Here is an 11,900-nt window from a genome sequence, read left to right as displayed (position 1 = left end):
ATTTAATCTCATATTAAAGTATAGCTTATTTCCAAAGTTTTGCGAAGCAGAACCCAGCATATTGACCTTGTCTAGATTTATTTTTCTGATCACGGTAGAATAGGGGGTAATTCGTGAAGGAAAGAGGGAAGAAGTATGCTGAAAATAGGTTCACACGTGTCTTGCTCGGACAAGGGTCTTTTGACCGCAGCAAATGAAGCAAATGAGTATGGTTCCAGCTCATTTATGATATATACAGGAGCGCCACAGAACACGCGCCGCAAGCCGATTGATGCCATGTATCCGGTTGAAGGAAAGCAAGCAATGAAAGAAAACGGTGTGGAGGAGATTGTCGTCCACGCACCTTACATTATTAATCTCGCTTCCTATAAAGAGAACACGTATCAGTTGGCCGTTGATTTCTTACAAGAGGAAATCCGCCGTACGCATGCGCTTGAGGTCAAGCATATCGTATTACATCCAGGTGCATTCACTGATAAGGATGCAGAATACGGTATTCAGCGGATTGCAGATGGACTTAATGAGGTTCTTGGGGGAACTAATGAAACTGAAGTTCATATCGCCCTAGAAACTATGGCTGGTAAAGGAACAGAGATCGGGCGCAGCTTCGAGGAGATTGCTTCTATAATTGATAAGGTTGAAAATAACGAGCGTTTGTCCGTATGTCTTGATACTTGTCACATTCATGATGCTGGCTATGATATCGTTAATGATTTGGATGGCGTTCTTAACAAGTTTGATGAGATTATCGGCTTGAATCGTCTTGGGGTTATCCATATCAATGACAGCAAAAATCCATGTGGAGCAGGTAAAGACCGTCACACTCCAATTGGTTCGGGTTGGATCGGTTTTGATACGATTAACAAAATCGTCCATCATGAGAAATTGACAGGTCTGCCATTCATTCTTGAGACGCCATGGGTTGGTAAAGATGCGAAGAAACAGCGTCCGATGTATGAGGTAGAGATTGCTTTGCTCCGTGGTAACGTAGCGGAACGATTTGGACCGGAGTTTCTAGAGGATGTTGAAAAACTGCGTGAGTTTTTTGCTAATAAGGAGATCGATTCCCGTCAATTTGTGCTTAATGTCTGGGAGATGCTGAAGAACGATGCCAAGGCTAAAAAAGCTGATCCACGTGAACCGCTGGAGCGTCTATATGATGAAGTCATCGCTGCCGAGCTGTTCCCGCAATTGAGCGAGGAAGCCATTAATCATCGCTTGATTGCATGGTTAGCAGGCAAGTAAGTGCTCGTTCACGCATAAGTTAGACTTCAGATTGCACATGTAGATGAGAGGATGGGATGAGGATCATGGAATTACACGTAAAAAGAAACAATTCGTCAGGTGTTGAGTCTTATTCCAACCGGGCGCGTATGCTCATTTCTTGTCCTGACGGACCGGGAATCGTGGCGGCTGTATCACACTTTCTGTATCAGCATGGCGCGAATATTGTGCAATCGGATCAGTACACAATGGATCCAGATGGCGGAATGTTCTTCATGAGAGTTGAGTTTGACCTTCCCGAATTAGGAGATCGTCTGGAAGAGATACGTTCTTTGTTCGGTGGGGTGGCTGAACGTTTCAAGATGAACTGGAAAATTTTCAATGTTCGTCATAAGAAAAGATTAGCCATATTTGTCTCTAAAGAAGACCATTGTCTTGTGGAGCTGCTCTGGCAGTGGCAAGCTGGTGATCTAGAAGCCGACATCGCTCTCGTCGTGAGCAACCATTTGGATATGAAATCGTATGTCGAGTCCTTCGGCATTCCTTTTCACCATATTCCAGTTACAGCTGATACTAAGGCTGAGGCGGAAAAACGTCAGCTTGAGGTCATCGGAGACGACATTGATGTTATAATTCTGGCTCGGTATATGCAGATTATCTCACCGTCGTTTATTGAGCACTATCGCCACCAAATTATTAATATTCATCACTCCTTCCTGCCGGCCTTTATTGGCGGTAATCCTTACGCTCAAGCGTACCAACGCGGGGTAAAGATTATCGGAGCAACTGCTCACTATGTTACAGAAGAGCTTGATGGTGGGCCGATTATTGAACAAGATGTGCAGCGGGTAAGTCACGGTGATGATGTCATCGAGCTGAAGCGGATTGGACGCACCATTGAGCGGGTTGTTCTGGCTCGTGCGGTGAAGTGGCATATCGAAGACCGGATCCTCGTCCATCAAAATAAGACCGTAGTGTTTAAATAAAAGGTTATTTTTCGGTGAGAGCCTATGGTATGAACCTGAGCGCTTTTACCGGAACTCTATAATCTAATAGCTCTCTAAATCTCTACAGGTAAAAAAGCATTTTACCAGCAGCTTGGCTATTTACGCCAAGTTGCTTTTTGTCGTTTTTCAAAACTGTGTTTTTGAGGAGGTGGAAGGCTTGGCTTTACAGCGTAGGCAACTGTTGAAACGCAATTATTTCTTCGCAAGTCTCATTTTGATTACTGGAGTCGGGGGATTGCTAGGCTATGATCTCTACTTCAAGCCCTACGTACTATCCCGAACTGTGGTCAAAATCAAGGTGGAAGGCGGGGAGCTTCTTCCAAAAAACTATGAGCTGAAAGCAAGTGATTTATATCTGGATTCTGTTCAGACCAAGGATATACCTTCGGGTGTAATTACAGAAATCGCACAAGTGGAGCATAAAATTACGAATGTAAATCTGACCAACGGAAGTATTTTGACGGCATCCTTAGTGGATGTTAGTGATTTAGAACCCCTCAAGGATGAAGGGATTTTTCCTATACCAAAGGAAGCGATCTATGCCATCAATGGTTCACTGCGCAGCCGGGATAAGGTAGATATTTATCTTGTTGATGGAGACCGAGAGAGGCGGAGTGAATCGCTTAGCCCAAACAAGAAGGAAGAGGAGGAACTGATCGTGCAGAGCTCAATTAGTGAACCTGCAAAGGAGGTGTTTATATCTGGAGTCACCGTGAATTATGTGCGAACAGAAGACAATAATGATGTGCTGGATTCAGAAAAGGGAAACAACAATAATCGGTTCACTTCGACTGGCAAGGTGGCGACACCAGAATTGAAGCTGAAGAAAAGTGATGGCGAGCGGCTCGGACAATTTTTGGAGCAGGGAAAAAAGCTGTGGATCGTACGGGTCGAGTAGGAGGGAAGAGTCTTGAAAATATTTAGTCTAGGCATAGATCAGTTAACCATTAATGATATCAAAAATGCAGGATTTATTGTAATTACACAAAGCGTACTTCCTGATCCGTCTCATGCAGAGGGCCATATGCTAATGGTTACCAGTGACCAGATTCAAGCTCAGTCACTTAGCGAACTGCGCCGGAATTATCCGAGCTCAATGATCCTATATGTATATTTGCAAAAGGGAATCAGTGGTTACCAAGCTGTACATATGCTGTGTGAAAGCTTAGGAATCTATTTTATCCCTCCTCGTTCTACCTCGTCAGTGGTGATAGAGAAGATTCGCTTTATTCTAGACGAGGAAGGGGAGGAACGAAGTAATCTGGTTGGTTTTTTTGGATCTGGTCCTGGGATCGGCTGCACTAGTGTAGCCAAACTGTTCGCAAGACGAATTGCCGCGGCAGGCCTTCGTGTTATTGTCCTTGGACTTGATTTATATGATCCCGGATATGACCGCAAAGCTACAATTAGTCTGGATAGGCTTCGATCAAGGCTCACAGGGAAGATGATTCATGATGAGGATTTTGAACAATTGATTAAGCAAGACGGTTACTCGTATCTCCCAGGCAATTACGATTACTTGAGTGCACAAGATTATCAGGAGGATGAGATTGAATATTTTTTAGCTAGAGCTGGGGCAAATGCAGATGTGGTTATTGCTGACTTTGGCTCTATTCCGGAAAGTGCTGCATGGTATGTCGGAATGCACAAATCGGCACTGCGTATGATCGTCACTCATCCAAAGCATGAATACAGACTCGAACCTCTTCTAGAGCTTGCTGGGCATATGGATCTACGTCCACATGATTTTCAACTGATTATTAACCGCAGTAATGTGGAAGAAATATCTTCTCCTAAAAATCTAGCGCTTCGCTTTGGGGCTGAAATATTGCTGGAGCTACCGTATTACCAGCCCTTGCAGGAAAGCTTACCTCTAGGCAAAAAAGAGCTGCAGCATGTGGATGATAAGGTACATTCTCTGCTCGTGTCCATGAGCCTGGCACCAGAAGCTAAAAAGAAAGGCATATTCCTATGAATGGAAATCAACCGAACCGTCCGTTGTTCTCTCTAAAACAAAGTATCCTACGCATGAGCAAACCGGGCAAGGAAGACTTTTATGCATTTTTGCAAAAAATGAAGAACGATATGAACGAAGGGCTGGAACGTGAGGATGATGCTTACTTCGAGTTAAATGCGAAGGCGCTAATTGGAGATCCGCAGGCGGTTAGCTTTTTTATGAATGAGATAGAGAAATACTTGAGGAAGACACCCTTTACGGGCAAGGTTCCAGAAGCATACAGAACGGCTGCAGAAGCGCTCTATCATGAGTGGAAGGGTTTTGGTCCGGCTTATCGTTGGTTTACTGATCGTGCATACAGTGAATCAACCGGGCTACAGATGATCGGAAAGCAGATCTTTTATAACCAGAAAGGTGAGTTTGTAGCTTATCCATATGAGATGCCTTCACTAGATCGGGTTGAACAGTTAAAGCGCTCCTTATTAAAAAGTGATCCCAACAAAAAGCTGAACAAGGACAACCCTTCAGTGGAGTTTAAAATGGATGACCCGCTCTGGCCTGGTCGATTTATTAGGCTTGCCATTTGGGTATCCCCGAGAGTATGGGATGGCTTCACCACAATATCGTTACGGCGGCAGGTTGTAGAGTTTCTGAGTCTGGAAGATCAGGCGGGTACAGAATGTATTCCTGCGGAATCGGTCGAAATGATTCGGGCGTTATCATCTACCTTTCGCAATACCATTATTGCGGGCGCTGTAGGCTCGGGAAAAACAACCTTTGCAAATACGATCGTCGGTGAGCAACTGCTCGGATCTTCATCCTGTATGGGTGTAGTGATGATAGAAAAGCATCCGGAGTCGATTTTACCTTACCAGATTAAAGGGCACCGAATTATTCCAATCCAGGCTGCGAACGAGGAATTGATGGAGGTAGGGGTAGAATCGCTGCGGCATGACCCAAACATTTTGTATATGACGGAAATGCGTTATAACGAATGGGAATTTTATCTGTGGAGTGGGGAAAAAGGGTATGACGGCATCACCGGAACCTTCCACACCGTTGATTCGGAGGATATTCCTTATCAAGGCTCTTTTGCCGTGTCGACAAGGATTGGCGGGAGCCTTAAGGGGCATTTGATCTCTGCACTGAAATCGTGCGAGCTGGTCTTTATTTTGGAAAGTGTTCCGAACGGGAAGAAGCGGTTAACGCGAATATCGGAAGTCTTTTATGACGAGGAAAAGAACTCTGTATTTGCGAATGATCTGATGCGCTGGGAACCCCAGAAGATGTGTTGGTCCTATAATGACAAGCTGACAAAGAACCTGATTCTGAAGATGACTAGGAAAAATGAGCAGGCAACACAGTTACTTCAAAAAGAGCTGGGACAGCTTGCAGCAGCAAAACCAATGGATCAGCCTATCAAAGAAAGCTTGAAATCTAAGATCATTCTTAACGAGTGAGGAGGTGAAACCGTGGATTTATTATTGTATATTCTTCGTTTTGTCCTTCATTTGTTAATTGTATGGGGAATTTGGCTGCTCATTAAACCGCTAATCGAAAGGCATTTACGACAAGTGGGTCAGAAATTCGATATTCGTATCAAACATAAAATGAGTATTTTTGGCAAAAGAGTTAGCTCGGTAAAAAAAAGGCTATGGCTCTACCGTCATCTAGATAATCTTTTATATTTCGTACACCGAAAATATGAGCCGGGAATTAGCGTTATGCGTTTTATCATGCGTACAGCAATAGTGTTTATCGCGGTTTTTCTATCAGGACTACTGACGCTAAGCGAGCTTCCTGGACAATTAAGTTTTAACAATCCTTTTCTGGAAGGGATAACTTTTAACGAAGGGCGTTCGATTCAGGGGGCATGGAGATTTCCACTTTTTATGGCTGTGATTTCTGCGACGATTCCTTATTTTCGTATGAGATACATCTACGCGCAAAGGAAGGTGCATGGAAGCTATGATTTACTCGATGTAGTCAAAATCTCCACCAAATTCACTCACTTGTCGGTAGATTCCGTTCTCGATCGGACAGCGGATTTTCTTACGGATAAGAATGTGCTGAAGGGTCCTTTGAAGCTGCTAGGGGCTGCGTTTTCCAATTACAGTAATGAGAAGGAGCTTGTTGAGGAAGCAGGGAGATTTTCCAATGCGATTGGTACTACCTTCGCCCTAGAATTTATATCGGATCTGCTCTATGCCGAGAAGGAAGGAACCCGTTATTTAAAAAGCTCACTGATGCTGTTAAACCGTTCTATGGAGCAACAGAGAGAAACGATTTTGACTGTAAAAGCGGGAAGTAGAGATGCGATCAGCCTTGGCTTATACGGGAATCTTTTGGTGCTGGTATCAACGGTTGGAACCTTTATGTACATGCTGAAGCCTGATATCTATTTCCAATTGCAGTTTGAGACTACAGTAGGACTTTCTTTTTTGATGGTGATCGTCTCCGGTCTTTTTATTTCTTTTGTGATCAGCACTATTCTCGCCAGACCTAAACTGGACTACCACTAAGGTGATGAGCTATGGACAGATTGTTACTATTAGTTACTGTAATCGGGATTGTTTATGTCGCATTACTTGTCTTTGTAAGCAGTAGTAGTAAACAGGAAAGATATCTTGTCCGATTAGGACTACGGTGGAATGAGCTTGGGGAACGGGTGCAGGGGGATAGACTTCAGCAATTATTGAATGATTCTGGTTTATCGATTTCAGCCCGTAAAATTACGCTTTTCCGTTACTCAGCAGCGCTGATTTATTTAATAACTCAAGTCGTCAGTGATTTCATTCGTTCTAATTCTTTTTCTATTTATGACCCTCTAATTGCTCTTCTTATTCTCGTAATCAGCAGTCCGATGCGCTACCTTCCGTTTGGCTGGGTGCTTGCATGGCTTCATCAAAAAACGGTTATTAAAAAAGACGGTGAGCTGATCTCTTTCATCCGTCTATACGAGAATAATCGGCTACGCAAGCGCGGATATGCGCAATTTGGCACTTTTTGCGGGAGTACGGCTGGACATTTTCAATATATACGTCAGGATCTGTACGAGTTGTCAGAACGAGCAGTAGATGAGGGTGTGGAGGGGGCGATTGAATGGTTTTGTGCAAAGTTTCCGGATAATCATAGTTTTATTAATGACATTCGGTCCATTTTGCTGGCTACTGAGGGTATGGATGACGACACAGAAGCGGCGAATTATTTGCGTGAGCAAGGTAAGATTATCTCCAAAATCTCCAGCGATCAGTATTTGAAAAAGTGGTCTTTTATCGGTGATCTATCTACGATCATTAATGTTATCCCATCGATTGCTACTTTTTTGATGATCGTCGCGATGGCGATGCAGTACATTTTACTGATCAAAGGGAATTTTAATGGGGTCGGTATGTTCCAGTGAAAAATAGTATATTCAATATTATTCAAAAAATATAAAATAAAAGGGAGATTTTAACAATGAAAAAGGATGCTATTTCTACAGGTTTGTTTATTGCTATTGGATTTTTATGTGTGGCCATCGTAATTGCCGTTTTGATTCCTGTAGTTCGAGATGTAATTGATGCTACGGATGATAATAAACCGACGATTCCGGGTGTGACATTTATTCAACCGCTGGATTCCAGCCAAACTGCAACTGCTCGGGTCTTAACCCAACCTTCGGTTTAATTCGATTATGAAAAAAGACTCTATCTCCATAGCAATGTTTCTGGCTATTGGCTTTGTGATCGCAGGGATGTTTATCACAGTAGCTACGCATATCATTGGCAGCAGTCAAGACGATATCATCACACATACTAAGCAAGTAGAGCAATATTAGAAGGAGGCGTTTCTATTGAAGGAGACCGTCCTCCGGGCATTATTCATGTGGCTTGTCCTGTTTATTATCCTGCAGCCCATATTCACCTATATTGATTATCTGCTAGATTTACAGGTCAAAGCTAATACGTCCTACATCACACAAAAAGCTGCAACGGAGGGGATGGTCACAGCGTCTATGCGGAACGAAGTGATTTCAAATCTGAAGGCGATTGGGTTCTCAGAGGATTCTATAGAAATTACGAGCAGTACGGATACCATCCAAGAACGCAAACAACGAATTGATGTGTATGTAACAGCACCACGGATAAATTTGTTTCCGTATAACTTTTCCACGGTTTCTCAGCCGACCCGATATTATGGGCATGGGTCAATTATGAGTGAATATCTCGATTGATTAAGGGATGAGCCTAATTTATGGATTACATTATTAAGCTGGCATTTGTCCTACTGATCTTTATCTACTCCTGGTTCTTTCAGATCCAGAATCAGGAGTGGGACATGCTGCGCAGCATGCTAAAAGATGCAAACAATATCGCTGTTCATGATGCCGCGCAGGAATTAGATGAAACTGAACTCACACGAGGTCGTCTAATTATCGATCCCGCGCTTGCTTACGATACTTTTCAGCATGCCTTGCAGGCGAATCTTGGACTTGATAACGGTCTTTCTCCCAAAATGGGCAGCCGATTTAAAAATCAAGTAAAGATTGTGAAGTTTGATATTGTTGATGATTCGGACGGAGTGACTTTTCCACTTTTATACGAGGATAGTGAATATGGCATTACCAAATACATAGAGGGTCCCTCGGTTATTGCCGTCATTGAGACGGAGCATCCGCTGCTGATCTCCAGAGCCAAAACACAAGAGCCAATCAGAGTACCAGCAGTTCAGGAGTATAAGTTTAATAAGTAGGAAAAATCCAATTGAGACAAGGGAGAGATTTGGGGATGAAGAGAGTTGTAAAGGCGACTTTGGTAGCGGCAATGTTATTTAGTGTGGTTTTGGGGCAGGGAGTGGTTGCAAAAGCGGAAACGGTTACATCAGTAGTTACGGCTAAGCCAACCACATCCGCGGTACCCACAGCAACCGTGAAACCTATAGCAACGCCAGTGCCTATTATGAGGGATAATCTGAGTAAATTTGGATTGAAGAAAGACTTGGAGCTGCCTGTGACGATCAGCGCTGGAGGATTAACGTACACGTTAGAAAAGCTGATGTTTTACGATGTAAAGTCTAAAGAATCACAGTCTTTAATGAAGATGTATGGTTATTCAGATAAAATTTATAAAACACCTACGAAATATATGGTATGGACTAAACTCACCATTGAAAATAAGGGGAGTAAAGTCATTCAATTAAGTGCTAAAGATCCAAGTGCAAAATGGAGGTTAACAGTAGATGGTTATAATCTGCTGACACCTTCACCTAGAAATAAAATGTTAGAGTTGAACAATAAAGAAGCATTGTGGAATTGGGTGTTGAAACCGGGTGAAAAGCTATCTAGCTATCAGATGTATGGGTACATTAAAGACCCTTCAGATATTTCTATATATGTTAATCTCGAAGGGGAATTTGAAGAGAAATACATTGTTAAACGTCCAGGAGAGTAATTTATATGAAGAAAATTTGGATTGTTCTGCTTACATTTATATTGATTTTTTCATATATTCCAGAGAACATCAAGGCAGCTAATTCGCAAAACAAAACAGTGGCCATACCATCAGAAATTCTCAATGGGTCTGTAAATGCTCAAAAATCTTTTTACTTAGATCTTCCAAGTGGAGTATCCAGTTCGGCAATTGATGTCTCTTCTCTTAAATATAATGGGACTAATCAAAAAGTTGCTCTTTCAATGGAGAACGGAAAAGTAAAGGTTACCTTAAAGGGCGTTGAAGCAAAACAACGAATAGATAATATACTTGGGTATTACAGCTCGTTTAAACGCCTTTTTGTAACAACTCCCGGTAATTCTATTTGGCGATATTCAGACGGTATAAGATGGCAGATTAATGAATGGGACCCATACGCTAATGCTCAGAAACATAACGATAGGAATGGACAAGGAAATGGTACACCTAGAAATGATCCTCCTGATATGACGGTGGTAACTCAATCAGCAGTATCACGTTCGGGAATTAAATGGTACGACCAAAACGTGAATTTGGTAATAGATTCATCTCAAATCATAGAGTCAACCGTTCAATTAGTTGTACCTAAAGAATTACTCCCAATAACATATGTAAATCATAATGTTGTAAATGGGAATCAATTTATTATTTATTATCAAACTAACGCAGCAATGCAAAATTTTGACCCTGAACAATTAAGTCCGAATTTTGACAAAAGTGGTCATGCGCTGGGGAGACGTTATAAAACAGACTTAAGCTACTACTTTACAGGTTCGGCTAATGTAACTACGTACAAATATAGTGGAAATGTCTCCTTTGATTACAATCTCCCTACAGAACCAACACTTACCGGTACGGTAACTCTAAATAAACCTAATCCCAATCCAACAAAATTGGGAGATAAAGACGAACCCGTTCAAATTTCGTTAATGGGGCAGCTGCAAGGCTACAATGATGCTTCAAACATTGATGAGTGGGTGTTCTATGCTAAAGAGAAAGACAGGAACAACACACTCAAAACGAAAAAGGAGTCTGCAAAGACATTTAACGTAAGTACTTTATTTGATTTTGAGATCAAAAAGTCGAGTGTAACGGGCGAATATTTTACTCAGGAATATGCTTTAACCGTTCTCGTCCGCTTTAAAAAGCCAATCGTCACAAAGAATGGAACGATCACCTCTCTGGAACAGCCCCTACAGATTTCAGCAGGTGTTTATAAAAACAATCCTCAAGTTACTTTTCCTCCAAATCCAACTATTCCAACAGAACCTGAAGGAAAGCCACCTATTGCGAGAATATCAACAGCTAGATACATAAAAGCAGGGTCTGATATGCTCGTTAGTGGGAATGCTTCCTATGATCCGGATGGATATATCACTGATTATGCTTGGAGCACATCTGGAGCGCAGGGAGAAATCGGAAATGTCCCAAGGGGGTATGTATGGTATACCATAGAACAAGTTGGAGAGACATTTCCTATAGCTCTCACAGTCGTTGACAATGATGGACAAATAGGTAGTACAAGTACAGAAGTTACCGTCATTGAGCCGAAGCCAGCAGCAATTATAAATATAGAAGGAATACTTAAACAAAATCGTAAAACGACATTGTTTAATAGAAGCCAGAGTCCAACACGCTTTCCGTTAATACCATCGAAAACACGAGTTACCATCACTGCTGTATCTGGTGGTACGAACGCAGATATTAAATATAGTGGTACATTATCTGAACTTGAAAGCAAAGACATCTTATTTAAAAAAGCTGGAAAATATAAGGCTACGATTTATGTGGAAAATACGCTTGGGTATTCTGATAGTGATGAGATTACTTTTGATATTGTGCCAGATGAAGCGCCGTACAACTATTTTACTCTGCCTGGAGTGGTATATCGAAGTCCTGATTACGGTAATAAAGCGGTGGTTTCATTGGATGATATATCCTATTCACCTGATAAAGATGTAGTGGGTCGGAGACTCTGGGAGTATCGCTATGATTCTAATAATGACGGGAGTTTTAGCGGAGAAGCATGGGTGACCTTCAGTAATGAGAACAAAGATCGCTTAAATTTAGAGCTGAGCGAGGTAGGGAAATATGAAGTCCGACTTACTGTGTTTGAAGAGTTTGGTCAACCAACTATTGATGAGTTTGTGACAGAAGCTGATCGGAAATCTACAAATTCAGATGGACAAAAGTTAAGCTCACGGATTGTAGAAGTGAAAAATCGAGCGCCAGAAGTTGATTGGTCCTGGTAGGAGAGGTGCT

General features: G+C 42.2%; 13 protein-coding genes. All 13 read left to right on the top strand.

Features of this window, described 5'->3' with window-relative positions:
• The first annotated feature begins 135 nt into the window (after positions 1 to 135).
• The 13 genes from ACFWMP_RS08690 to ACFWMP_RS08630 all read left to right on the top strand — a co-directional run bounded on the left by ACFWMP_RS08690 (position 136) and on the right by ACFWMP_RS08630 (position 11,890).
• Positions 136 to 1,245 carry a deoxyribonuclease IV gene (locus tag ACFWMP_RS08690; protein ID WP_379423083.1) on the top strand — a complete coding sequence of 370 codons (1,110 nt, stop codon included), beginning with the start codon at positions 136 to 138 and terminating at the stop codon, positions 1,243 to 1,245.
• Between the two features lie 65 nt (positions 1,246 to 1,310).
• Positions 1,311 to 2,210: a formyltetrahydrofolate deformylase gene (gene purU / locus ACFWMP_RS08685; protein WP_042193405.1), complete on the top strand. Its 900-nt coding sequence runs from the start codon at positions 1,311 to 1,313 to the stop codon at positions 2,208 to 2,210.
• 178 nt (positions 2,211 to 2,388) lie between these two features.
• Complete coding sequence (locus ACFWMP_RS08680) at positions 2,389 to 3,129, top strand: SAF domain-containing protein (RefSeq protein WP_042185555.1); 741 nt, start codon at positions 2,389 to 2,391, stop codon at positions 3,127 to 3,129.
• Between the two features lie 12 nt (positions 3,130 to 3,141).
• Entirely contained in the window at positions 3,142 to 4,206 is a 1,065-nt protein-coding gene (locus ACFWMP_RS08675; protein ID WP_042185557.1) for a CpaE/TadZ family protein, read from the top strand.
• Positions 4,203 to 5,648 (top strand): P-loop NTPase family protein, encoded by a 1,446-nt coding sequence (locus ACFWMP_RS08670; RefSeq protein ID WP_042185559.1) that lies wholly within the window; start codon positions 4,203 to 4,205, stop codon positions 5,646 to 5,648. Before ACFWMP_RS08675 ends, ACFWMP_RS08670 begins: the two co-directional genes overlap by 4 nt.
• Before the next feature lie 12 nt (positions 5,649 to 5,660).
• A complete protein-coding gene (locus ACFWMP_RS08665) occupies positions 5,661 to 6,710 on the top strand; it encodes a hypothetical protein (RefSeq protein ID WP_379423079.1) in 1,050 nt (349 codons plus the stop codon).
• Positions 6,711 to 6,721: 11 nt separating this feature from the next.
• Positions 6,722 to 7,591, top strand: coding sequence for a hypothetical protein (locus ACFWMP_RS08660; protein WP_042185563.1), 870 nt, complete (start codon positions 6,722 to 6,724; stop codon positions 7,589 to 7,591).
• Between the two features lie 56 nt (positions 7,592 to 7,647).
• A complete protein-coding gene (locus ACFWMP_RS08655; protein ID WP_042185565.1) occupies positions 7,648 to 7,857 on the top strand; it encodes a hypothetical protein in 210 nt (69 codons plus the stop codon).
• A gap of 7 nt (positions 7,858 to 7,864) precedes the next feature.
• Complete coding sequence (locus ACFWMP_RS08650; protein WP_156113062.1) at positions 7,865 to 8,008, top strand: hypothetical protein; 144 nt, start codon at positions 7,865 to 7,867, stop codon at positions 8,006 to 8,008.
• 15 nt (positions 8,009 to 8,023) lie between these two features.
• The gene (locus ACFWMP_RS08645; protein WP_042185567.1) at positions 8,024 to 8,404 is read left to right on the top strand and encodes a hypothetical protein; all 381 of its coding nucleotides are present in this window, start codon (positions 8,024 to 8,026) and stop codon (positions 8,402 to 8,404) included.
• A 20-nt stretch (positions 8,405 to 8,424) separates the two neighbouring features.
• Positions 8,425 to 8,922 carry a hypothetical protein gene (locus ACFWMP_RS08640; RefSeq protein WP_379423076.1) on the top strand — a complete coding sequence of 166 codons (498 nt, stop codon included), beginning with the start codon at positions 8,425 to 8,427 and terminating at the stop codon, positions 8,920 to 8,922.
• Between the two features lie 35 nt (positions 8,923 to 8,957).
• The gene (locus tag ACFWMP_RS08635; RefSeq protein ID WP_379423074.1) at positions 8,958 to 9,620 is read left to right on the top strand and encodes a hypothetical protein; all 663 of its coding nucleotides are present in this window, start codon (positions 8,958 to 8,960) and stop codon (positions 9,618 to 9,620) included.
• A gap of 5 nt (positions 9,621 to 9,625) precedes the next feature.
• Positions 9,626 to 11,890 carry a PKD domain-containing protein gene (locus ACFWMP_RS08630; RefSeq protein WP_379423072.1) on the top strand — a complete coding sequence of 755 codons (2,265 nt, stop codon included), beginning with the start codon at positions 9,626 to 9,628 and terminating at the stop codon, positions 11,888 to 11,890.
• Positions 11,891 to 11,900 lie beyond the last annotated feature (10 nt).

It is taken from the genome of Paenibacillus sp. NPDC058367, assembly GCF_042723305.1.
In the GTDB taxonomy this organism is placed as follows: domain Bacteria; phylum Bacillota; class Bacilli; order Paenibacillales; family Paenibacillaceae; genus Paenibacillus_AQ.
The sequence above is the reverse complement of the archived record's forward strand: the minus strand, read 5'-3'. Positions and strand labels throughout refer to the sequence as shown.

Excerpts from the sequence above, each read along its gene's own strand:
- ACFWMP_RS08690 (WP_379423083.1), top strand. The coding sequence starts at position 136 with ATGCTGAAAATAGGTTCACACGTGTCTTGCTCGGACAAGGGTCTTTTG.
- purU (WP_042193405.1), top strand. The coding sequence starts at position 1,311 with ATGGAATTACACGTAAAAAGAAACAATTCGTCAGGTGTTGAGTCTTAT.
- ACFWMP_RS08670 (WP_042185559.1), top strand. The coding sequence starts at position 4,203 with ATGAATGGAAATCAACCGAACCGTCCGTTGTTCTCTCTAAAACAAAGT.
- ACFWMP_RS08660 (WP_042185563.1), top strand. The coding sequence starts at position 6,722 with ATGGACAGATTGTTACTATTAGTTACTGTAATCGGGATTGTTTATGTC.
- ACFWMP_RS08655 (WP_042185565.1), top strand. The coding sequence starts at position 7,648 with ATGAAAAAGGATGCTATTTCTACAGGTTTGTTTATTGCTATTGGATTT.
- ACFWMP_RS08650 (WP_156113062.1), top strand. The coding sequence starts at position 7,865 with ATGAAAAAAGACTCTATCTCCATAGCAATGTTTCTGGCTATTGGCTTT.
- ACFWMP_RS08640 (WP_379423076.1), top strand. The coding sequence starts at position 8,425 with ATGGATTACATTATTAAGCTGGCATTTGTCCTACTGATCTTTATCTAC.
- ACFWMP_RS08635 (WP_379423074.1), top strand. The coding sequence starts at position 8,958 with ATGAAGAGAGTTGTAAAGGCGACTTTGGTAGCGGCAATGTTATTTAGT.
- ACFWMP_RS08630 (WP_379423072.1), top strand. The coding sequence starts at position 9,626 with ATGAAGAAAATTTGGATTGTTCTGCTTACATTTATATTGATTTTTTCA.